The sequence below is a fragment of the Streptomyces sp. NBC_01198 genome (assembly GCF_036010485.1).
Classification (GTDB): Bacteria; Actinomycetota; Actinomycetes; order Streptomycetales; family Streptomycetaceae; genus Actinacidiphila.
Map to the genome: position 1 here is coordinate 5,847,176 of NZ_CP108568.1, position 21,853 is coordinate 5,869,028.

At 73.5% G+C, this 21,853-nt stretch carries 20 protein-coding genes; 14 read left to right on the forward strand and 6 right to left on the reverse strand.

Features of this window, described 5'->3' with window-relative positions:
• Window positions 1–42 precede the first annotated feature (42 nt).
• Window positions 43–1,008, reverse strand: a complete 966-nt coding sequence (locus OG702_RS26030) for a zinc-binding alcohol dehydrogenase family protein (protein WP_327291359.1) — start codon at window positions 1,006–1,008, stop codon at window positions 43–45.
• A gap of 102 nt (window positions 1,009–1,110) precedes the next feature.
• Here OG702_RS26030 and OG702_RS26035 point away from each other — a divergent pair, with 102 nt between their 5' ends.
• Window positions 1,111–1,575 carry a MarR family winged helix-turn-helix transcriptional regulator gene (locus tag OG702_RS26035; protein ID WP_327291360.1) on the forward strand — a complete coding sequence of 155 codons (465 nt, stop codon included), beginning with the start codon at window positions 1,111–1,113 and terminating at the stop codon, window positions 1,573–1,575.
• Between the two features lie 214 nt (window positions 1,576–1,789).
• Here OG702_RS26035 and OG702_RS26040 read toward each other — a convergent pair whose 3' ends face one another.
• Window positions 1,790–3,838, reverse strand: a complete 2,049-nt coding sequence (locus OG702_RS26040) for an ATP-binding protein (RefSeq protein ID WP_327291361.1) — start codon at window positions 3,836–3,838, stop codon at window positions 1,790–1,792.
• A gap of 250 nt (window positions 3,839–4,088) precedes the next feature.
• Between OG702_RS26040 and OG702_RS26045 the strand changes: the two genes are divergently transcribed.
• From OG702_RS26045 to OG702_RS26085, 9 genes are all read left to right on the forward strand, one after another.
• Complete coding sequence (locus OG702_RS26045) at window positions 4,089–7,292, forward strand: GH92 family glycosyl hydrolase (RefSeq protein WP_327291362.1); 3,204 nt, start codon at window positions 4,089–4,091, stop codon at window positions 7,290–7,292.
• A 382-nt stretch (window positions 7,293–7,674) separates the two neighbouring features.
• Window positions 7,675–8,223, forward strand: a complete 549-nt coding sequence (locus tag OG702_RS26050; protein ID WP_327291363.1) for an ATP-binding protein — start codon at window positions 7,675–7,677, stop codon at window positions 8,221–8,223.
• A gap of 16 nt (window positions 8,224–8,239) precedes the next feature.
• Complete coding sequence (locus OG702_RS26055; protein WP_327291364.1) at window positions 8,240–9,475, forward strand: ROK family protein; 1,236 nt, start codon at window positions 8,240–8,242, stop codon at window positions 9,473–9,475.
• A 224-nt stretch (window positions 9,476–9,699) separates the two neighbouring features.
• Window positions 9,700–11,052, forward strand: a complete 1,353-nt coding sequence (locus tag OG702_RS26060; RefSeq protein ID WP_327291365.1) for an ATP-binding protein — start codon at window positions 9,700–9,702, stop codon at window positions 11,050–11,052.
• Window positions 11,049–11,474, forward strand: coding sequence for a roadblock/LC7 domain-containing protein (locus OG702_RS26065; protein ID WP_327291366.1), 426 nt, complete (start codon window positions 11,049–11,051; stop codon window positions 11,472–11,474). The genes OG702_RS26060 and OG702_RS26065 overlap by 4 nt, the downstream gene beginning before the upstream one ends.
• Window positions 11,471–11,884 (forward strand): DUF742 domain-containing protein, encoded by a 414-nt coding sequence (locus OG702_RS26070; protein ID WP_327291368.1) that lies wholly within the window; start codon window positions 11,471–11,473, stop codon window positions 11,882–11,884. The genes OG702_RS26065 and OG702_RS26070 overlap by 4 nt, the downstream gene beginning before the upstream one ends.
• Window positions 11,885–12,017: 133 nt before the next feature.
• The gene (locus tag OG702_RS26075; RefSeq protein WP_327293376.1) at window positions 12,018–12,560 is read left to right on the forward strand and encodes a GTP-binding protein; all 543 of its coding nucleotides are present in this window, start codon (window positions 12,018–12,020) and stop codon (window positions 12,558–12,560) included.
• Window positions 12,557–13,771 carry a cytochrome P450 gene (locus tag OG702_RS26080; RefSeq protein ID WP_327291369.1) on the forward strand — a complete coding sequence of 405 codons (1,215 nt, stop codon included), beginning with the start codon at window positions 12,557–12,559 and terminating at the stop codon, window positions 13,769–13,771. Before OG702_RS26075 ends, OG702_RS26080 begins: the two co-directional genes overlap by 4 nt.
• 66 nt (window positions 13,772–13,837) lie before the next feature.
• Window positions 13,838–14,149 (forward strand): 4a-hydroxytetrahydrobiopterin dehydratase, encoded by a 312-nt coding sequence (locus OG702_RS26085; RefSeq protein WP_327291370.1) that lies wholly within the window; start codon window positions 13,838–13,840, stop codon window positions 14,147–14,149.
• A 45-nt stretch (window positions 14,150–14,194) separates the two neighbouring features.
• On the opposite strand, the gene OG702_RS26090 is transcribed toward OG702_RS26085, so the two are convergent.
• Window positions 14,195–15,208, reverse strand: coding sequence for a Gfo/Idh/MocA family protein (locus tag OG702_RS26090; protein WP_327291371.1), 1,014 nt, complete (start codon window positions 15,206–15,208; stop codon window positions 14,195–14,197).
• Window positions 15,209–15,286: 78 nt separating this feature from the next.
• Here OG702_RS26090 and OG702_RS26095 point away from each other — a divergent pair, with 78 nt between their 5' ends.
• From OG702_RS26095 to OG702_RS26105, 3 genes are read left to right on the forward strand one after another with little or no spacing between them, the layout of a single operon-like run.
• Window positions 15,287–16,585, forward strand: a complete 1,299-nt coding sequence (locus OG702_RS26095) for a multidrug effflux MFS transporter (RefSeq protein WP_442814542.1) — start codon at window positions 15,287–15,289, stop codon at window positions 16,583–16,585.
• A 50-nt stretch (window positions 16,586–16,635) separates the two neighbouring features.
• Window positions 16,636–16,833 carry a hypothetical protein gene (locus OG702_RS26100; protein ID WP_327291373.1) on the forward strand — a complete coding sequence of 66 codons (198 nt, stop codon included), beginning with the start codon at window positions 16,636–16,638 and terminating at the stop codon, window positions 16,831–16,833.
• The gene (locus tag OG702_RS26105; protein ID WP_327291374.1) at window positions 16,799–17,941 is read left to right on the forward strand and encodes a serine hydrolase domain-containing protein; all 1,143 of its coding nucleotides are present in this window, start codon (window positions 16,799–16,801) and stop codon (window positions 17,939–17,941) included. Before OG702_RS26100 ends, OG702_RS26105 begins: the two co-directional genes overlap by 35 nt.
• Here the strand turns inward: OG702_RS26105 and OG702_RS26110 are convergent.
• Together OG702_RS26110 and OG702_RS26115 are read right to left on the reverse strand one after the other, a co-directional pair.
• Complete coding sequence (locus OG702_RS26110; protein WP_327291375.1) at window positions 17,908–19,134, reverse strand: YVTN family beta-propeller repeat protein; 1,227 nt, start codon at window positions 19,132–19,134, stop codon at window positions 17,908–17,910. The genes OG702_RS26105 and OG702_RS26110 overlap by 34 nt on opposite strands.
• Window positions 19,134–19,946 (reverse strand): polysaccharide deacetylase family protein, encoded by an 813-nt coding sequence (locus tag OG702_RS26115; RefSeq protein ID WP_327291376.1) that lies wholly within the window; start codon window positions 19,944–19,946, stop codon window positions 19,134–19,136. Before OG702_RS26115 ends, OG702_RS26110 begins: the two co-directional genes overlap by 1 nt.
• A 536-nt stretch (window positions 19,947–20,482) precedes the next feature.
• On the opposite strand from OG702_RS26115, the gene OG702_RS26120 reads away from it, so the two are divergent.
• A complete protein-coding gene (locus OG702_RS26120; protein WP_327293377.1) occupies window positions 20,483–21,184 on the forward strand; it encodes a CDP-alcohol phosphatidyltransferase family protein in 702 nt (233 codons plus the stop codon).
• Here OG702_RS26120 and OG702_RS26125 read toward each other — a convergent pair.
• On the reverse strand, window positions 21,162–21,623 hold the full coding sequence (locus tag OG702_RS26125; RefSeq protein ID WP_327291377.1) for an adenylyltransferase/cytidyltransferase family protein: 462 nt from the start codon (window positions 21,621–21,623) through the stop codon (window positions 21,162–21,164). The genes OG702_RS26120 and OG702_RS26125 overlap by 23 nt on opposite strands.
• Window positions 21,624–21,853: the final 230 nt, after the last annotated feature.

Here is a 21,853-nt window from a genome sequence, read left to right on the forward strand (position 1 = left end):
GCGTTCGTCCGGGCCCGGCGGCCGCGGGCCGGGCGCCCGAGGTCAGGCACCCGGGGTGAGGACGACACGGTGGCCCGGGGCGACGGGGGCGTGCCAGGCGTCCTCGACCTTCGACAGCGGTACGGGGACGGTGGCGACCGCCAGGTCGCCCGCGGTGATGTGCGCGGCCAGGGACGGGAGTTCGGCGATGATTCCGGTGGCGCTGACCGAGCCCTGGCCGCTGCCCATGATCCGCAGGTCGGCCGCCCGGAGCAGGGCGGACGGCAGGGTGATGTCCGTACCGGCCACCGACCCGAGCTGGATCCAGGCCAGCGGCCTGGTGCGGTCGGAGCGGGCGGTGAGCACGGCACGCAGGGCGAGTTCGGTGACCGGGCCCCACAGGTAGTCCAGGACCACGTCGGCGTCGGCGGCGCCGCGGCCGAGGCGTTCCGCGACCTCGTCGGGCCCGCCGAGCAGCGGGACGGTCACATCCGCGCCCAAGCCCGGGAGCAGGGCGAGGCGTTCGGGGTCGCGGCCCGCGGCCACCACATGGGAGGCGCCCAGCCGCCTGGCGATCCGGACGGCCAGCCTGCCCGCGTTGCCGGTCGCGCCCAGGACGAGGACGCGGGCGTCCGTTGGAAGGGTGACGCGGCGGCGGAGGGCGACCCAGGAGGACATGCCCGGGTTCATGGCGGCGGCCACCGCGACCGGGTCGGTACCGGCCGGCAGCACGACGGCGCGGCGCCGGTCGGCGACGGCCTGCTCGGCCATCGTGCCGGGGGCGGTGTCCGGGGCGACGAAGTAGAGCAGCTCGCCCTCCGCCGTGCAGCCGACCGCGTCGATACCGGGAATCAGCGGCAGATCCCCGGCCGAGGTGTAGTGGCTGCCGTCCGCCCCCGAGCGGACCCGCGGATGCAAGCCGGCGGCCAGCACGTCGACCAGCACCTCGTGCCCGCCGCGCGGCCGGGGCGTCTCGAACGTGTCATAGCGGGGCGGGGCGTCGAAGGCATGGACGACGGCGGCATGCATGGACCGGCCTCCTGGGGGTGGGGGTGACGGGATATGGTTGGTGCCACGTACTACTTCGACGATAGTTTGGGCCACGTACTAGGTCAAGCGGAGGCGGCACCGATGAGCACGGATGATCTCCCGAACCGGAACGCGGGCCCGGGGGGACGGGAGGCGGCCGGGGCGGCGCCGGATACCGTCGACACGCTCGTGCAGCTGTCGTTCCTGGTCCAGGGCGTGCTCACCGGCGTGGCGTCCGCGCACGACGTCTCCCTGGTCCAGCTCCGGCTGTTCGGGATCCTGCGCGACCGCACCCCCGGCATGCGCGAACTCGCCCACCATCTCGGCCTGGACAAGTCCTCGATGACCGGCCTGGTCGCCCGCGCCGAGAAGCGCGGCCTGGTGCAGCGGCGCCCGTCACCGCACGACGGCCGCGGCGTCCTGGTCAGCCTCACCCCGGAGGGCCGCCGCCTCACCGAGGTCGGCGCCGCCGAGATCGCACAGCGACTCGCCGCCCTGACGGCCCCGTTGAGCGCCGAGGAGCGCGCGCTCCTCCGCACCCTGACCGCGAAGATCCTCCCCGCCTGACATCCGTGAAGTCGGCCCCCGCCCCGGACGCGGGCCCGCTGCGCCACCGGTGGAGGCGCAGTCCGGTGCCCGCCGGGAGCACGTCGGGCCCGCCGTCCGGGGTGGTGCGTGCGCCACGGCTGACCCGGTCCGCGCCAGGCGACCTGCGGCGAGAGCGCCTTGCCGTGCCGGCGGCCGGGGCGGCCCCTGGGCAGGCAACCGCCGGCTCCGCCGGCTATTCGCCGGGGTCCTCGCCGACCAGTGCGGCCAGGGTGCTCGGGCCGTCCGCTGTCGCGCCGCGGGCGTAGGCCGCGGTGTAGCCGGCGTCGCCGAGGGCCGCGCGGACCGTCTGCTCGCAGCGTTCGCGGACCGGCTGGAGTTCCGGGGCGCCCCGCTGCGGGTGGCCGACGCTGCGCCAGTACGCCGCGCCCGTGCCGTAGACGGCGGCGGCCTGTTCCGGGCGGCCGGCCGCGGCCATCGCGGCGGCCAGCAGGTCGAGGCCGAGCGCGATGCCGAAGGCGTCGCCGAGCAGCCGCTTGCTCTCCAGCATCGTGCGGGCGTAACTGACCGCCTCCGCCGGCTCGGAGGAGAAGAGGGCGACGATGGAGAGCTGGTAGTCCAGATAGGAGCGGGTCCACAGCTCGCCGGCCCGCACGCACTTCTCGCGCAACTCCAGTGCGCGCGCCCGGCCTTCGGCGAAATGGCCGAGACCGGTCAGCGAGAGCACCTCGACCAGGCTGCAGCGCAGCCGGTCCGGGGAGTCGAAGGGGAGGCCGGGGACGGCCCGCAGCGCCTCGCGTACGGAGTCGAGGGCCTGTTGCGGCTGCCCGGTCAGCATGCCGAGCAGGCCGGTGAGGCAGGCCGCGGCGATCTGCTGCTCCGCGTCGCTGCCGTCCGCCTCGACCGCGGCCCGCACCTGGTCGCTGATCGCGGTGGCGGTGGCGTAGTCGCCCTGCAGCGTCACCGTCGCTCCCAGTCCGATGAGGGCTCGGGTGCGGGCGGGACCGGGCGCGGTGTGGACCTCCAGTACGCGCTCCAGGCAGCCGCGGGCCTCCTTGAGGTGGCCGCAGCAGGTCCAGAAGTAGACGAGCAGCCCGGCGAGTTCGGCGGCCGTCGCGGGGTCGTGGACCATGAGGTGGTCGAGCGCGGCACGCAGATCGGGATGCGCGTCCTCGACCTTGCGGTAGCCGACGAGCTGGTCGCTGCCGACCCAGGCGGTGTCCGCCCAGCGGGCGACTCCGGTGAAGTGCTCGGCGTGCCGGCGCGCCGTGGCGGCGTCCTCCCCCAACTCCCGCAGCCACGCATGGCCGTACTCGCGGATGGTGTCGAGCATGCGGTAGCGGTGGCCCGCCGCGGTGGCCGTTCTGCGGACCACGGACTGGGCGACCAGCCGGTCCAGGGCCGCTGCCACGTCCGTGGCGCCGAGCGGGCCGCCGGCGGTGACGGCCTGCGCCGCGGCGACGTCGAAGGCGCCGCGGAAGACGCTGAGCCGCGCCCACAGCAGGCGTTCGAGCGGGGCGCACAGCTCGTGGCTCCAGCCGATCGCGGTACGCAGCGCCTGGTGCCGTCGCGGCCACACGAAACCGGAGCGGGAGAGCACGTCGAAGCGGGAGTCGAGCTGGTCGGCGACGTCGGCGACACGGGCCGGGCCGACCTGGGCGGCGGCCAGTTCGATCGCCAGCGGGATCCCCTCCAGCCGGCGGCAGATCGCCTCGGCGGCCGCGGCGGCGCCCGGCTCGGCGAGCGGCCCCGCGCCGAGCCGGCCCGTCACCCGCTGGCTGAACAGCGCGAAGGCGTCGGGTCCGGTGGCGGGCAGCGGCGTGACCTCGACGAGCCGCTCCATCCTCGTCTCCAGCGGGCGGCGGCTGGTCGCCAGCACGGTCACGCCGGGGGCGGCGGTCAGCAGTTCCGCCACCAGCACCCCACAGGGCCCGATCAGATGCTCGCACGAGTCGAGCACGAGCAGCAGCCGCTGGTCCGCCAGCCATTCGCACAGCGCCTCGGCGGGCATCATCGGCGAGTGGTCGGCGAGACCCACGGCGTCGCTGACGGTGGCCAGCAGCAGGCCGGGACCGTCGAGGGTGCTCAGATCGGCCCACCAGACGCCGTCCGGGAAGCGGAAGCCCTCCCCGGCGGCGGCGCGTTGGGCCAGGCGTGTCTTGCCCACCCCGCCCGCACCGGTCAGGGTGATCAGCCGCTCCTGGGCCAATGCCGATTCCAGTAAGGCCAGTTCCGATGTACGACCGACGAAGGTCGTCGTCTCCTGGGGAATGTTGCCCTTCACGGCCACAGCTTGCCATCACCTGGGCACGGAGTGGAGCGAACCTGAGTGAAACCGGTGACGCGTGGGACGAGTCCGGCCGCCCGTCCCGCGCCGGGGGGCGGCCGCCGGCAGAGGGTGGGCGGGGGCCTTGACGTGGGCTCAGCGCAGGGGAAAACTCGGGGCGCGCGAGGGTGACAACGTTGTCACGGGAGTTTTTTGCCAACGTCCACCCACGTGGGAGAGCCGTGCAGGGTGACAGGGAAGGTCTCACGTGTACCGACACCGAGAGAAACACCGCCACACCACCAGCCGCAGGCGCCTCGGAGCCATCGCGGCGGCGCTGACCGCGGCCACCGTGCTGGCCGTGCCCTCCGCGCTCGCCGCGGGGCCGGCGGGTGCGACCGGGCAGGCCGCGGGCCAGGCCGGACAAGCCGGAAAGGGCGGCGGCACCGCCCTCGTGGCGGACCCCACCGCCTACGTCAACACGTTCGTCGGCACCCAGAAGGGCGTGGACTGGGAGAACACCTTCCCCGGCGTCACCGCCCCCTTCGGGATGATGCAGTTCAGCCCGGACACCAGCTCCGCGCCCACCGGTTACGGGTACACCGACACCACCATCAAGGGCTTCAGCCTCGACCACTTCTCCGGCGGCTGCTCGTCCTTCGGCGACATCCCGATCCTGCCGGTGACCGGTGACGTCGGCGCCAACCCGGCGGCCCGCACCGAGCACTTCTCGCACGACGACGAGCAGGCGGCGCCCGGCTCGTACGACGTGCACCTGAACGACTCCGACGTCAAGGTGGACATCGGCGCGACGGCGCGGACCGGGATCGCGTCCTTCGGCTATCCGGCGGGCAGCCAGGCGCAGTTGCTGGTGAAGTCGGGGACGAGCCTGGGCGGCGACCTGGCCGCGGAGGTGAACGTGCTCAGCGACCACGAGATCTCCGGCACGACCACACCGCACGGGCTGTGCAACAACAGCAAGTACACGATGTACTTCGACATCACCTTCGACCGCCCGTTCACCGCCCACGGCACGTGGCAGAACGGCAGCGGCGGCACCGCCGTGACCCCCGGGTCCTCCACCGCGACCGGTTCTGGCTCGGGCGCCTACCTGACCTTCGACACCGCCGCCGACCGCAGCGTGACCGCCAAGATCGGCATGTCGTACGTGAGTACGTCCGGCGCGGCGGCGAACGCGGCAGCCGAGATCCCGGGGTGGAGCGTCGGCCATGTGCAGGCGCAGACCAGGGACGCCTGGCGCACCGCGCTGCGGAAGGTGTCGGTGGGCGGTGCCTCCGACGACGAACTGACCACCTTCTACACGTCGTTGTACCGCTCCCTGCAGTCGCCGAGTGTCTTCAACGACGTGGACGGCCGCTACATCGGCTTCGACGACGCGATCCACAAGGTGGCGCGCGGCCACACCCAGTACGCGACGTTCTCCGACTGGGACATCTACCGCTCGCTGGCGCCGCTGCAGACGATGCTCTACCCCGACAAGGCCGGCGACATGGCCAACTCCCTGCTGCGGGACGCCCAGCAGCAGGGCGGCTGGTGGCCCAAGTGGCCGTCGCAGAACATGACCGGCAACGTCATGAACGGCGACAACGGCGTGCCGCTGTTCGCGCAGTACGTCGCCTTCGGTGCGACCGGTGTGGACATCAAGGACGCGCTGCCGATCATGAAGAGGGCCGCGACGCAGTCGCAGAAGGTCGGCTGGGGCTGGGTGGAGCGCCCGGGCGTCGAGGACTACGTCAGGCTCGGCTACGCGCCCAACAACAGCACCTCGCAGGGCGACCACGGCCTGCAAGGAGCCTCGGAGACCCTGGAGTGGTCCACCGACGACTTCGCGATCTCGCAGCTCGCGGCCAAGGTCGGCGACCACAAGGCCGCGGCGGAGTACGCGGTGCGCGGCAACAACTGGCAGAACATCTTCGACCCCGCCACCAACTACCTGCGCCCGCGCGACGACAACGGCGCCTTCCCGGCAGGGCCCGGCTTCCAGACCCCGCCGGCCGGCGCCTTCGGCCAGGACGGCTACGACGAGGGCAACGCGGCGCAGTACAACTGGTCGGTGCAGCAGAACATCGCGGGCCTGGTCGCGGCGATGGGCGGCAACGACAAGGTGATCCCGCGGCTGGACGACTACTTCAGCCAGCTCAACGCGGGCGGCAACGCGCCCTACGACTGGGCGGGCAACGAGATCGACACCACCGCCCCCTGGATGTACGACTACGTCGGCCAGCCGTGGAAGACCCAGGAGGTCGCCCGGCGGTTCGAGACCGAGCTGTTCACCACCGCGCCGGACGGGCTGCCCGGCAACGACGACAACGGCGCGCTGTCGTCGGAGTACGTGTGGGCGGCGCTCGGCATGATGCCGGCCACCCCAGGCACCCCGACGCTCGCGCTCAACAGCCCGCTGGTCAAGCGGGCGGTGATCAGCCTCGGCAACGGTCACCGGATCACCATCGACGCCCCGAAGGCGGCCGACAACGCTCCGTACGTCACCGGAATGCGGCTGGACGGGCGGCACTTCGAGTCGACGGCGCTGCCCGCGTCGTTCGCCACCCGGGGCGGCGCCCTGGACGTGGACCTGTCCACCCGGCCCGACACCCACTGGGCCACCGGCGCCAAGGCGGCACCGCCGTCGTACCGCAGCGGTGAGGTGCCCGCGGTCGGCTATCTGACCCCGACCGGCACCCAGGTGACCCTGGGCGGCACCAGCCTGCCCGCGACGGTGGGCGTCTCCACGCTGGCCGGGCACGCAGGTGTCGTGCGCTGGAGCGCCGCCTCCGACGTAGCGGGAGTCACCGTGACCCCGTCGTCCGGCACCCTGGACCTGCGGCACGCCGACCGCGCAACCGTGCCCGTCACCATCGCGGTCGCGGCGGACACCCCCTCGGGCTACCACCCGGTGACGGTGCACTTCCGCACCGCGGGCGGTACGGCGCTGCCGGGCGGCGCGGTCGTGGTGACCGTACCGGCGGCGGACGGCGCGGCGACCGCCTGCGACACCCTCGGGGCCACCGACACCGAGTGCGGGCTGCGCTTCCGCGACAACGGCGACGGGCACACCGTGCCGGTCACCCTGGGCGGCCGCAGCGGGCGGTCGACCACGGACGGCTCGCCGTTCGAGTACTTCGACATCGACAACACCATCGTCCCCGGCGGCGCCTACCAGGCGACCGTCACCATCGACTACTACGACCACGGCACCGGCAGCTGGAGCCTGCAGTACGACTCCACGGCGGGCGCGTACAAGCAGTCGCCGTCGGTGGCCAAGACCGGCACCGAGACCTGGAAGACGGCGACCTTCACGCTGGACGACGCGGCCTTCCACAACGGTGAGAACGCCGGCAGCGACTTCCGGGTCGCCAACAGCGGGGACACCGGCACCCTCGGCCGGGTGCACGTGGCGGTCAGCGGCGGCAACGTCCTGGCCCTGCACCTGTGCCCGGACGACGCCGGATGACCGGCCCGCGCGAACCGACCGCGGCCGGCGGTCACTGAGCGCGACGGTGAAGCCCCGGCGTACCGGACGGTCCGACCGTCCGGTACGCCGGGGCTGCCCGTTTCCTGCTCCGGCCGTACCTCGCCTGGCCTGCGGTGATGCCCTTTCGCGCGTCTTGTCGCAATCTTGCCGCGGCCAAGCCGGTACGTTCATCGCATTTAGTCGTATTGTGGTGATCGACAACAAATCAGGCCGCAGGTGGAAGCAGAGACGGGCGCCCGCGGCCATACGCCGCCGGCGCGCCCTCACCGGGCGCAGGAACCGCCACCGCGTGACGCATCCAGTGCCGAGCCCGCCGCCCACCGGCGACGGACCGGACCCGCCTACGAGCTCAGGTACCGACATGCGCATTCCCACCGCACAGCCGACACCCTCGGCCACCGCCCCGGCGCTCCCGCCGAAGTGGGCGGGCCGGGGCCGGTCCCGCCTTCCGTGGCCGCGCGAGCCCCGGGACGGCGGCGACATGCACCCCGCCGCCAGCGAGGCCGGAACCGACGTCGGGATCGGCTGCCTGCCGCTGCCGCACCGGCCCGAGGCCGGCGGTACGGCCCGCAGGTCGGCGCGGGACGTGCTGGCCGAGTGGAAGGTGCCGGAGGAGACCGCGTCCGACGTCGTTCTGGTGATATCGGAACTGGTCACCAACGCCCTCAACCACGGCCTGCCGGCGGTGTGCCTGCACCTGACCCGGCTGCCCTGCGGCACCGTACGCGTCGAGGTCAGCGACGGCGGCCCGTGCTGCTCGCCGCCGCAACGCGACCCCGGCGACGGCGGGCGCGGCCTCGCGCTGGTCCAGGCGCTCGCCCAGGCCCACGGCCGGCACGTGGGCCCTGCGGGCACGCTCGCCTGGGCCGAATTCGCCGGCCCCATCCCGCCCGGCGGCGCCTCGGCCTGACAGCGAGGAGGCCGCCATGTCCGACCCCCAGGACCAACCGCGGACCGGCCAGGTGCCGCAGGCGGAGGTGCGGCAGCACCATCTGAGCGTGGTGCTGCGCCGCGTGCACACCACCGGTGCCGTCTCACGGTCCGCGCTGACCCGGGCGACCGGGGTCAACCGCAGCACCACGGCGGCGCTGGTCGCCGCCCTGGCCGAGGCGGGGCTGGTCCGCGAGGAGACCCCGCGCACGCACCGCTCGGCAGGCCGCCCCTCGCCGCTGGTGCTGCCGGTCGCCGAGCGCGCCCAGGTGATCGCCCTGGAGGTGGGCGTGGAGCGGATCAGGGCCGAGCGGGTGGGCCTGGGCGGCGAGGTGCTTGCCGGCCGTACGCTGCTGCCGCCGGTCGACGGCCCCACCGGCTTCGAGCAGACCCTGACCCGGCTGACGGGGCTGGTCGAGGAGCTGGGCGAGCCTGCCGCCGAGGGGGCGTGCTGCACCGGTGTCGGCATCGCGGTGCCCGGTCTCGTCCGGCGGACGGACGGCCTGGTGCGGTTCGCGCCGAATCTGCAGTGGGCCGACCGGCCGCTCGCCGCGGCCCTCGCCGCCCGCCTGGCGCCGCCGTGGGCCGGGGTGCCGGTCGTCGTGGGCAACGACGCGGACCTCGGCGCCCTCGGCGAGCACGCCCGTGGCGCGGCCCGCGGCTACGAGGACTTCGTCTACCTGTCGGCGAACGTCGGCGTGGGCGGCGGCCTGTTCTGCGGCGGCCGTCCGGTGCCCGGGCGGCTCGGCTACGCGGGGGAGATCGGCCACATGATCGTCAACCCCGAGGGCCGCCGATGCCGTTGCGGTGCCCGCGGCTGCTGGGAGACCGAGATCGGCACGGACGTCATCAGCGAGGCGGCCGGTCTGCCGGTCGCGGAGGACCACTCGCTGACCGGCGTCGTCGAGGCGGCCGCGGCGGGCGACGAGCGCGCCGCCCGCGCCCTGGACGACACGGCCCGCTGGCTCGCGGTCGGCCTGGGCAACCTCGCGGCCGTCCTGAGCCCGCAACTGGTCATCTTCGGCGGCGGACTGCAGGACATCTACCAGGCCACGTCCGACCGGATCGAGCGCTACGGCGCCACCACGGGCCTGGCCCGCAGCCGCGCTCCCTACACCCTCCGCAGATCCGCGCTCGCCCACCGCGCCCCGCTGGTCGGCGCCGCCGAACTCGCCTTCGCCCCGCTGCTGGCCGACCCCCTCGGGCCGGGCCGGCCGCCACCCGTCCGATGACCTGGCCCGGCACTGCCGCCGGAGTGCCGCAACGCACGTCGAGGTACGGAAGTGGTGCGGTTGGCCGCGTGTGCTGCTCGAAGGACGACCGTCCGGAGTGCGGACGGGCTCGTCCTGCCTTCGGAAGTGCACGAATCTGCGACGAATTTTGCCGCCAAACCTTGTGGCGGGATTTCGCCACGGCATAATCACGCTTCAAGACAGTTCTGGGGTGGGGTCGCGTCGTGCTCATTGCATTCATCGGTCTTCTCGTGGCCGCCGTCATCGGCGGCATCTGGTCGGGCGTCAGACACGTACGGGACGCCCAGCTGGTACGGATGGCGCGCACCACGGTCCAGACCGCGGAAGTGCGGGCCAAGAACTCGGACGAGCAACTGCGGATCGCGATCGAGGAGTTGCGCTTCCTCGCCGCGGACCGCATCCCGGCCGCCGTGCTGGCGCTGACCCACGAACACGCGCCCGTGCCCGGCCTGCTGCACCCGCAGGAGGCCAACGCCACGCTGGCCAAGGCGATGCGGGACGTGCTGTCGGCGACCGCCGAGGCCGCCGCGGGCGAGCGGGACCGGGTCGACGCGGCGGCCCGGGCCGCGATGCGCGGCGCCACCGCCAAGGTGCAGTCGCTGCTCTACCAGACCCAGAGCGTGCTGCAGGACCTCCAGCACGAGCTGGACGACCCTCGGCTGCTCGAACTGGACTTCCGCAACGAGCTCGCGCTGCGGCGCATTCAGGCCACAGCGGTGCTCTGCGAGGCCTGGCCCGGCCTGGCCCGCAGCGACTCGCCGCTGGCCGAGGTCGTGATCGGCGCACAGTCCCGGGTGGCCGGTTACGCCAGGATCAAGATGTCCAACCACCTGCGCGAGCAGCGCCTCGCGGTGGTGGCACGGGCCGCCGAGCCGCTGGCCATCGCGGTCGCCGAACTGCTGGCCAACGCGACGTCGTACTCGCACCCCGACACCGCGGTGCCGGTGACGATCCAGCAGAGCGGCGGGCGCGGCGCGCTGATCGTGGTGGACGACGGCGGCATCGGCATGGACGAGGAGACGCTGGTACGCGCCCGGCGGCTGCTGGCCGGCCCCGAGGTGCTGCTGCTGACCGAGCTGGGCAACCCGCCGCAGGCCGGATTCGCGGTGGTGGGCCGGCTGGTACGGCAGTACGGCTTCTCCTGCCATGTCGAGTCCTCGCCGTACGGCGGGGTCCGCGCGATGCTGCGGGTGCCGGCCGAGCTGCTGACCGTACTCGACGAGGAGCACACGCTGTCCGTGCTGGTACCCGCCCCGGCGGAGACCGCGGCCCCGGCCAGGCCCGCCGATGACCCGGCGGCGGACGACGGCCCGGTGGTCGAGGCCACCCCGCTGCCCTCGCGCCGCCGCCGCAGCCCGAGAACGCCCGCCGCACGCACCGTCGCACCGGTCCCGCCGGCCGCCGAGGCACCCGGGGCGCGCACACCAGAGCAGGCGGGCGCGCTGTGGGGCGCCCTCCAGGACGGCACCCGCAGCGGCAGGTCCGCGGCAGGGAGCGGCACGACCCCGGCCGGGGGAACCGCCGCAGGCGACAAGCAAGGAGACGACCGTTCATGACCACCCGTCGACCCATGGCAGAGGACCTGGCCTGGGTGCTGGAGCCGCTGCTCGAACTGCCGGGCGTCCAGCACGCGTTGATCGCCACCGGCGACGGCCTGCTGGAAGGCTCCTCGCCCGGCCTCGACCGGGCCGCCGCCGAACGGGTGGCCGCGATGACCGCCACTCTGCACGCCTCGGCCCGCGCCTTCACCACCGCCTTCACCGAGGTCGAGTCGCCGCGGCTGGCACAGACCGTGGTGGAGTCCGAGCAGGGCTTCGCCATCGTCGTACCCGCGGGGCAGAACACCTCGCTCGCGGTCTTCGCCGCGCCGGACACCCAACTCGGCAACATTGCCTACCAGATGCAGGTGCAGGTCGCCGCACTCGCCCGGGCGATGAGCGCACCCGCCCGCGAGCCGGACGCAGCCGGCCGGCCATGACATCCGGCCGGCCCGGCACTTCAGGAGCGGCCGCCGCGCCGGAGCCGGGGGCGGCCGGCGGCCGGGGCCGCCGTCTGGTCCCCGCGTATCTGGCCACCGGCGGCCGGGAACGCCCGCGCGGGACGGCCGACTTCGACCGGCTCACCGTGCTGGTGTCCACCGACCAGGAGCCGCCCGAGATGGACTTCGGGCCGGAACACCGGCGGCTGTGGCTGCTGTTGCGCCCCGGCGCGCTCACCGTGGTGGAGTGTGCGGCCCATCTGGGCCTGCCGGTCAGCGCCACCGTCTTCCTGGCCGCCGACCTGGTCGGCGGCGGCCACCTGCTCGCCCGGTCCCCGGTCCCCAAGGCCGAGAAGATCGACCGAACGCTCATCGAGAGGCTGCTCGTTGGACTCCGTGCCCTCCCCTGAACCGGCGACCGCGCTGGTCGCAGAACCGCGCTCGGAACCGCGGACCGAGCCGGGACCCGAACCGCGGACCGAGCCGGCGTCCGAACCGCGGACCGGCACCGTCCGCTATCTGCCCTCGACCGGCCAGACCCTGATGAAGCTGGTCGTCACCGGGCCCTTCGGCGTGGGCAAGACCACGCTGATCCGCACCCTCTCGGAGATCCCCACCCTGCACACCGAGGAGGTGATGACCAGCGCCAGCACGGGACTTGACGACCTGCGGGGCCTGCCGGAGAAGTCCACGACCACCGTCGCGGTCGACTTCGGGCGGCTCACCGTCCCCGGCGACCTGGTGCTCTACCTGTTCGGCACGCCGGGCCAGGAGCGCTTCTTCCCGCTGTGGCAGGACATCGCCCGCGGCGCCCTCGGCGCGCTGGTGATGGCCGACACCCGGCGGCTGGCCGACTCCTTCCCCGTGATGGACATGGTCGAGGAGCAGGGGCTGCCCTACGCCGTCGCCGTCAACCGCTTCCCCGGCGCGCCCGCGCACAGCGACGAGGTGCTGCGCAGGCACCTCGACCTGGCGCCCGAGACGCCGCTGGTGCAGTGCGACGCCCGCAACCGCCGCGACAGCATCGGCACGCTCATCGCACTCGCCGAGTACGTACTGACCCGACTGCCCGAGGACGCGCCATGACCGCCGGTACGCTGCCCGCGATGTACGGCGAGGACTTCGCCGCCGATCCCGGGCGCCACTACGAACAGCTGCGCGGCCAGGGGCCGCTGGCCCGGGTGGAGATCGCCCCCGGGGCCGAGGCGGTGCTGGTCACCGACTACCAGGCCGCGCTGGACGTGCTGCGCGACACCCACACCTTCTCCAAGGACCCGCGGCCCTGGCCCGACACCATCCCCGAGGACTCGCCGGTACGCTCGGTGCTCGGCTACCGCCCCGCGGTGAACTTCTCCGACGGCGACACCCACGCCCGGCACCGCAAGGTCATCGGCGAGAGCCTCGGCCTGCTCGGCCCGCACCTGCTGCAGACGCAGGTCGCCGACGCCGCCGCCGGGCTGATCGGCCGCTTCGCCGCCGCGGGCCGCGCCGACCTGGTCACCGGTTACGCCAGGCAGCTGCCGCTGCGGGTGTTCAACACCTGGTTCGGCGTCCCGGAGGCCGAGGGGGAGGCGCTGGCCGACCGGCTCGCCTCGATGTTCGCCTCGGGCGCCGACGCGCAGTCCGCCACCGCGGAGCTGGCCGAGATCATCGGCGGCCTGGTCGCCGACCGCCGGCGGCGCCCGCAGCGCGACCTGACGTCGTACTTCCTCCAGCACCCGGTCGGCCTCGGCGACGCCGAGGCCGTCATGCAGATCGCGGTCACCTTCAGCGGCGGCTACGAGTTCACCGCCAACCTCATCGCGAACACCCTGCTGCACATGCTCGCCGACCCGCGCTACGACGGTTCCGTCTACGCCGGGGCCATGACCGCCCACGAGGCCATCAACGAGGTGCTGTGGCGCAACCCGCCGCAGTCCACCTCGTCCGGCTACTACGTGCGCTACGACACGACCTTCCACGGGGTGGGCCTGCGGGCGGGCCAGCTGGTGCTGGTCTCCTACGCGGCGGCCAACGGCCAGTCCTCGCCGGGCGGCGAGAGCGACGCGTGGGGCGCGAGCGAGAGCGCCCACCTGGCCTGGAGCGCGGGCCCGCACAGCTGCCCGGCCCGGCAGCCGGCGCTGCTGATCGCCATCTCGGCCGTCGAGCAGCTCACCAGCCGCCTGTGCGACATGCGGCTCGCCCGCCCGGCCGCAGACCTGCGCTGGCGCCCCGGCCCCTTTCAGCGCTCGCTGACCGCCCTCCCGGTCACCTTCACCCCCTGGGCGCCCAAGCCCCCGGCCCCGACCGAGGAATAGCCGCCCGCACGCAGGCGCGGGGCGCCACAGCGAGCCGTCGCGCGCCCGCGGTGGGACGATGGCGGTATGCCCTACGCGGAACCGCTGAACGCGGAAGAGATCGAGGCCAGGCTCGGCCGGCTGCCCGGCTGGGACGTGACCGAGGACGGCCGTACGCTGCGGCGTACGTACCACCTCGACCACCTGCCGGCGGCGATCTTCGCGCTGCACATCGCCGGCATCCAGGCCGAGCTGAACCACCACTCCGACCTCACCCTCAGCTACGACACACTGCATGTGGAGATCACCACCCACGCGGCCGGCAACCGGCTGACCGGCAGGGACTTCGGGCTCGCCGACCGCATCACCGCCGTCGCGCCGGGCCACGGCGCCGCATAGGCCCCGCGCGCCCGCGGCCGCCGCCCGCCGCGGCGGGCGGCCCGCTCAGTCCACGCCCGGGTAGCGCACCCCGATCTGCTCGCGCACCGCGTCCATCGTGCGCATCACCGACAGCGTCCCGGCCAGCGGCACCAGCGGGGACTGCGTGAGCCCCTGCTGGAGGCAGCGCGTCACCTCGGCGGCCTCGTACCGCATCGTGCCGCGGGTCAGGCCGTCCTCGGTGACCTCGGAGAAGTGCACGGTGTGCGGGGTCTCGCCCTGCCGGTGCAGCGTGAAGCGGTCCGGGTTGAAGAAGCCCTCCGGGATCTCGATCCGCCCGTGGGTGCCGGTGATCGTCGCTGGCGCGCCGGTGTCGGCGGTGAAGGTGCAGGTCAGGGTGGCCAGCGCGCCGTCGTTCCAGCCGAGCAGTATCCCGGTGTTGTCGTCCACGCGCTCGGGTGTCAGATGGGCCCAGGCCTGCACGGTGTCCGGCTCGCCGAGCAGCAACTGCGCGAAGGACACCGGGTAGACGCCCAGGTCGAGCAGCGCGCCGCCGCCCTGCGCGGGGTCGCGCAGCCGGTGCTCGGGCGGGAAGTCACCGCCGAAGCCGAAGCCGGCGGAGACGTTGCGGATCTCGCCGATCGCCCCGTCGGCGATGACCGCGGCCAGGTGCCGTATCAGCGGGTTGCAGTAGGTCCACATGGCCTCCATCAGGAACAGCCCGCGGTCCTCGGCGAGCTCCACCAGCTCACGGGCCTCCCGCGAGTTGATCGTGAACGCCTTCTCGCACAGCACCGCCTTGCCCGCCTCCAGGCACAGGCCGGTCGCCGCCCGGTGCGCGGAATGAGGGGTGGCCACATAGACGACGTCCACCGTGTCGTCCGCGGCCAGTTCGGCCCAACTGCCGTACGCCCGGGGGATCCCGTACCGTTCGGCGAAGGCCTTCGCGCCCTCCGGGCTGCGGGAGCCGACCGCCACCACCTCGGCGTCGGGCACGGTGGCCAGCGCCTCGGTGAAGGTCGCCGCGATACCGCCGGTCGCCAGGATTCCCCAGCGGATTGTGCGCTTCAGGTCACTCATCGATTGCCCCACCACATGGTCTCGGCCGTCCCCGATCACTGAAAGAATAGGCAACGATTCAACGACCCCTGATGGAGAGTGCCCACCGTGCAGGACGCCGGCCCGCGAACCCCCGTTCAGGCCAACGCCCCGACCGCTTCCGCCACCCTCACCCCCGACGCCGGCCGCCAGGCCCGCGTCGGCCTGCTCGTCACGCTGGTACTCGGCGGCCTCACCGCGCTGCCGCCGCTGTCGATGGACATGTACCTGCCCGCGCTGCCCCAGGTCACCGACGCCCTGCACAGCACCTCGTCGACCGTCCAGTTCACCCTCACCGCCTGCCTGGCCGGCATGGCGCTCGGCCAGCTGGCGGTCGGCCCGCTCAGCGACCGCTTCGGGCGCCGCCGCCCGCTGCTGATCGGCATGGTCGTCTACGTGCTGGCCACCGCCGTCTGCGCCTTCGCGCCCACCGCCCCGCTGCTCATCGGCTTCCGGCTCCTCCAGGGCCTGGCCGGCGCGGCCGGCATCGTGATCTCCCGGGCGGTCGTCCGTGACCTCTACGACGGCGTGGAGATGGCGCGCTTCTTCTCCACCCTGCTGCTCATCTCCGGGGTGGCCCCGATCGTCGCCCCGGTCATCGGCGGGCAGATCCTGCGGTTCACCGACTGGCACGGCGTCTTCGTCGTCTGCACCGCCATCGGCATCCTGCTCACCGCGGTGGTGTGGCGCTCGCTCGGCGAGACGCTGCCGCCCGCCGAGCGGCACTCCGGCGAGCTGTCCGGCACCTTCAGCGCCTTCCGCGGCCTGCTCGCCGACCGGCCCTTCACCGGCTACGTCGTCGCGGGCAGCTTCGGCTTCGCGGCCCTGTTCACCTACGTGTCCGCGTCGTCCTTCGTCATGCAGGACATCTACGGCGCCTCGCCGCAGACCTTCAGCCTGCTGTTCGGCCTGAACTCGGTCGGCATCGTCGGCGTCGGCCAGCTCAACGGCAAGGTGCTGGTCGGCCGGGTCGCGATGGACCGGGTGCTCGCGGTCGGCCTGGTGCTGATCACCGGCGCGTCGGTGGCGCTGGTGCTGCTCACCACCGGGGTCTTCGGCCGGGCGTCGCTGACCGGGATCGCCGTCGCGCTGTTCGTGCTGATGGCCTCGATGGGCCTGGTGCTGCCCACCACGAACACCCAGGCGCTGCTGCGGACGAAACGGAACGCCGGCTCCGCCTCCGCGCTGATCGGCACGTCGTCCTTCCTGGTCGGGGCACTCATCTCGCCGCTCGCCGGGGTGGCCGGCGACGGTACCGCGGTACCGATGGCGGTCACCCAGCTGACCTGCACGCTCATCGCCTGCGCGGCCTTCGTCGGGCTCTGCGTGCCGCGCCGACGTACCGTGGAGGGACCGTAGCGACCGCAGGCCGACAAGGCGTACGGGCCAGAGGCCATCTGGAGGAAGCGATGTCCGACGAGCCGGACGAACGCACCTGGGCGTTCAAGACAGCCGACAGCTCACTGCACACCGGGGCCGAGAGCACCGTCGATCCGGAGGACCTGGTCATGGCCTCCGGCCGGGACTGCACACCGGAACGGATCGAGAAGGCCCGCAAGGACATGGAGGAACATGGCCGCGCCGCTGTCGAGAGGTACCTGCCCTGAGGCGGGCCTCGACGCCGACGAGATCGGCCTGATCGTCCCCGAGCTGTCCACCACCCTGGACGCGGCGCCGTCCGGGCATCCGTGGTGCGCGGGCGCGGTGGTCCTGGCCGGACGCGGGCACGTGGTGGCGCTGCACGAGGCGGTCGGCTGGGCGGTGCGCTACCGCGCCTACGACGAGCCCGCCGGGCGGGGGGTGGAACTGCCCGCCGCGGAGCGGGTGCCGATGCGGCCAGGCACTGTCTTCGACCTGGCCTCGCTGACCAAGCTCTTCACCGCCGTCGCCGCGGTCCAGCAGATCCTGGCGGGCACCCTCGACCCGGACCGCCCGCTGACCGCGTACGTCCCCGGCCTGGCGCCCGGCCTCACCCTGCGGCACCTGCTGACGCACACCTCGGGGCTGCAGCCTGAGCTCCCGCTGTACGAGCTGCCCGGCCCGGCGGAACGGGCCGCCAGGCTGGCCGCCGAGCAGCCGCGCACCCCGCCCGGCGAACGGCGCTGCTACTCCGACCTCAACCTGCTGCTCACCCAGACGGTGCTCGAACAGGTCACCGGCCGCCCGCTCGACCGGCTCGTCGCGGACGGCATCACCACCCCGCTCGGCATGACCGCCACCCGCTTCGCGCCGCCGCCCTCCTGGCTGCCGCGCACCGCCGCCACCGAGGACCAGCGCCGCCCGTGGGGCAAGCTCGACCGGGGCATGGTGCGCGGCACCGTCCACGACGAGAACGCGTACGCGATGGGCGGCGTCGCCGGTCACGCCGGACTGTTCTCCACCGCCTGGGACCTGGCCCTCTTCGCCACCGCCCTGCTCGACGGCACCCTCCCGCTGGAACCCGGCCTCGGCTTCGAACGCGACCAGCCGTGGTTCATGGGCGCCCTGGCCGGCCGCGGCGCCCTGGGCCACACCGGATTCACCGGGACGAGCCTGGTCCTGGACCCGTCGTCCGGCGCCTACCTCGTCCTGCTGGCCAACACCGTCCACCCGGTGCGCCACACCCAGGGCAGCGCACCCCGCGCCGCCGCGGCCACCCGGCTGGCGCGGGCGCTGCTCCCGACCCGCCGGCCGGGGCCGGGTCAGCGGAAGATGCCGGTGTGGCCGAGGGAGTAGCGGCCCGGCTGCGGGTAGACGGCCAGGCCGTGCGGGCCGGAGCCCACCGGGATCTTGGCCAGGGTGCGGCCGGTCGCGGTGTCGATGGCGTAGACCTCGGCGTCGTAGCGGCCGGTCAGCCACAGGACCTTGCCGTCGGCGGAGACACCGCCCATGTCGGGGCTGCCGCCCCCGTCGATGTGCCACTTGGCGGCGAGCTTGCCTGAGGCGAAGTCCAGCAGGGAGATCGAGCCCTCGCCGCGGTTGGTGACGTAGAGGTACTTCGAGTCGCGCGAGACGTACAGGCCGTGCGCACCCTTGCCGGTGGGCAGCAGGACCGGCTTGGAGAAGGTGTCGCCGTTCATCGTCCAGACGCCGTTCGCGACCATGTCGGCGATGTACCAGGTGCTGCCGTCCGGCGAGATCTTGACGTCCTGCGGCATCGCGCCGTCCAGCGGCAGCCGCTGCTGGCCGATGACCTTCATCGCCGCCGTGTCGACCTTCAGCAGCTCACCGGAGAACTCGCAGGAGACGATGAAGTAGCGGCCGTCCGGGGAGAAGTCGGCGTGGTTGACGCCGTAGCAGTTCACCGGGACGACCTTCCTGATCGCCATGGTGTGCGCGTCGCGGAAGACCAGCTGGCGGTCCAGCGAGGCCATCACGATCGCGTACTTGCCGTCCGGGGTGAAGTAGAGGTTGTACGGGTCGTGCACGTCCACCGGCTTGCCCACCTTGCCGGTGGCCGGGTCGATCGGGGTGAGGCTGTTGCCGACGTCGTTGTTGACCCATAGGGTCCTCAGGTCCCAGGACGGCACCACGTGCTGCGGCTGCAGGCCGACCGGGATGGTCCTGACCACCTTGTACGTCTTCGGGTCGATGACCGAGACGCTGTTGGACTCGGTGTTCGGCACGTAGACCAGCGAGGGGAAGCCGCGGACCACCGGGGACAGCGCGTTCGGGCGGTCGGCGGCGTAGACGTCCCGCTGGTCGAGCAGCGGCGGCATGCCGGCCAGCCCCGGGTGCGCGGCGGCGGTCAGCCGCTGCGCCTTGGCGGCCGCTGCCGCCGCTGCCGCCTGCCGCGCCACGGCGGCCTGGGCGGGGGAGGGGGGCCGCGACCGGTCGCCGCTGTCGCTGCAGCCGGCGGCCAGCACGGCGACGGCGGCGACCGCGGCGGCGACGGCCGCCCGGCGCAGGGAACTCAGGTGACGGCGCATCAGGTCATCAGCTCCGAGGTCGTGACCGCGCGCAGGCCGCGGCGGTTCAGGTCGTCGAGGATCCCGGGCAGCGCGGCGACGGTGCCGGCGTGCCCGAAGTGCAGCGAGACCACCGAGCCGGGACCGGCCTTGGCGGCCACGGCGGAGCGGACCGCCTCCGCGCCCGGGTCGGTGTAGTCCAGCGGGTCCACGTCGTACGACAGCAGATGCGGGTAGCCCGCCTTCTTGGCGAGCGAGACCACCAGCGGGGTGGTCAGCCGGGCCTGCGAGGGCCGGAACCAGCGTCCCGGCGTCCCGGTCAGCTTCTCCAGCCGGCGGGCGCAGCCCTCGATCTCGGCGGTCGCCGCGGCCGCGTCCATGGCGCCGATGTCGCCGTGCGTCTGGGTGTGGTTGCCCAGCTCGTGGCCGCCGGCCAGCACGCGGGCGGCCAGCTGCGGATACGCGTCCAGCCAGTCGCCGACGGCCAGCACGGTGACGTGGGCGCCGAACCGCTCCGCGGCGGTCAGCAGTGCCTCGGCCTGGTCGGGGTCGCCCTGGCCGTGGAAGGTCAGCGCCAGCTGCGGCCGGGTGCGCGGGCCGTGCTCGATCTGGTCGGGCAGGCCGGGCGGCAACGGCGGCAGCGGTGCCACGCCGGCGCCGGAGGTGGCCGTGCCCGTCGCGGGCGTGCCGCCGGGCACGGCGGAGTGCGCCCCGGCCACCGGCGGCGGCATGGCCGGGTTGGGCCCCGCGTGCGCGGCCTTGCTGCCCATGCAGCCGGACAGCAGCGCCTCGGAGGCGGTCACCTGGAGGAGGTTGCGGCGAGAGATCGACATCGGCGCCCACTTTAAGGCGTAATGTCTGATTTATCGCACCGGTGGGTCGGCGCGTCCCACGGATGTCCCATCGCGCGGGCGCGCGCCCCTGCCATCATGGGCCGAGGCCCCCCACCCGGGGCGCGGCCGCCCGCCACGACGGTCGTGGGGCGACGACCGGTACCACCTCAGGGGCGCGGGGAACGGCGCGCTCAGCCCGCCACCGGCCGGTGGTCCGTCTCCGACAGCAACAGCCCCTTCGGGCCGGTGACGACCCGCACGCCGGTGGTCGGCTGGTCGCGCAGTTCCCCGCGCCCCTGGGGGGTGCCGCTTGCGGCTCGTCGCCGCACGGCGGTGGGTGGGGGCTGGGAGCGCAGGGCCCCGCGCTCCTGGGGTGGCGGTGGTCCGTCGTCGCACGACGGTTGTGGGGATCGGGCGCGAGGTTCGTCGCGCCAGAAGCGTGGCGGTCCGTCGCCACGGCAGAGACGAGCGGGGGGCACGTGACACCGACACCACCAGAGCCCGCGCCGCAGGCGCTTGGCGGGGCGGCGCGGCCGCTGCGGTACGCGGAAGCGCTGCGCCGGCTGGCGGACGCGCAGAAGACCGCGAAAGGCGTGTCGGTCTATTCGCGGTACGTCAACCGGCCCGCCGGACGCGTGCTCGCGGCGGGGGCGTACCGGGCCGGGATGACGCCCAACCAGGTGACCCTGGTGAGCGCGGGTTTCAGCTACGCGGCCATCGCCGCGCTCGCCGTGGCCGCGCCCTCGTGGGGGCTGGCCGTCGCGGTCTACGCCGCGCTCGCCGTGGGCTTCGCCTTCGACTCCGCCGACGGGCAGCTCGCCCGGCTGCTCGGGGCGGGCGGGGCGGCGGGGGAGTGGCTGGACCACGTCGTGGACTGCGCGAAGATCACCGCCGTGCACGCGGCCGTGCTGATCACCTTCTACCGGCACTTCGCCCTGCCGGGCGACGGCTGGCTGCTGCTCCCGCTGGGCTTCCAGCTGGCCGCCGTCATGATCTTCTTCGGCGGCCTGCTGACCGACAAGCTCAAGCCCAAGGGGCTCAGCGCGGCGGCCGCGCCGCCGTCACGGCTGCGCGCGGTCGCCCTGCTCCCGGTCGACTACGGCGTCTTCTGCCTCGTCTTCCTGCTGCTCGGCAGCCAGGACGCCTTCCGCTACGGCTACCTCGCCCTCTTCGTCGTGCACGCCGCCTTCCTCGCGGCCTTCCTCACCAAGTGGTTCAGAGAGCTTCTGACGGTCTGACCGGCTCGGCCAGCACGTCGAGCGCCCGGCGCAGTTGGGTGCTCGACGTGTGCACGGTGTAGGGGAAGTAGACGATCTCCACCCCCACCGCCGCGAAGTCCCGCTCCAGCCGCAGGCCCTTCTCCGTCCCGCGCCAGTCGTCACCCTTGAACAGCACGTCGAACCTGACCTGCCGCCAGGTGTCCACCTTGTCCGGCACTGTCTCCACGAAGGCCGCGTCGACGAACCGCACGCTGCGCACGATCTCCAGCCGTTCCACCAGCGGCACCACCGGGCTGCGGCCCTTGGCGAGTTGGGCCATCTCGTCCGAGACCACCCCCGCCACCAGGTAGTCGCACTGGCTGCGGGCGTGCCGCAGGATGTTGAGGTGCCCGACGTGGAAGAGGTCGTAGACCCCCGGTGCGTAGCCGACCCGATGCGTACCGACCTGATGTGTCATGACACGACCCCCCAGTCGCACGGAAAACCGTACAACGCTCCCAGGCGTTGCGGAGTCTCAGACGATAGCCGGGCGGCCGTGCGGTCAAGCCGCGATTTGCCAAAGTCCAACGGTTGGCAACACCGGGCGTGATGCCCCGGTGAACGGCTAGTGTGGGCAGTTGTTCGTCTGTGAGTTGTTCGTCTCTGGGGGGAAGGAACACTCCGTGGCCGATTCCGGCGCGCGCCGCC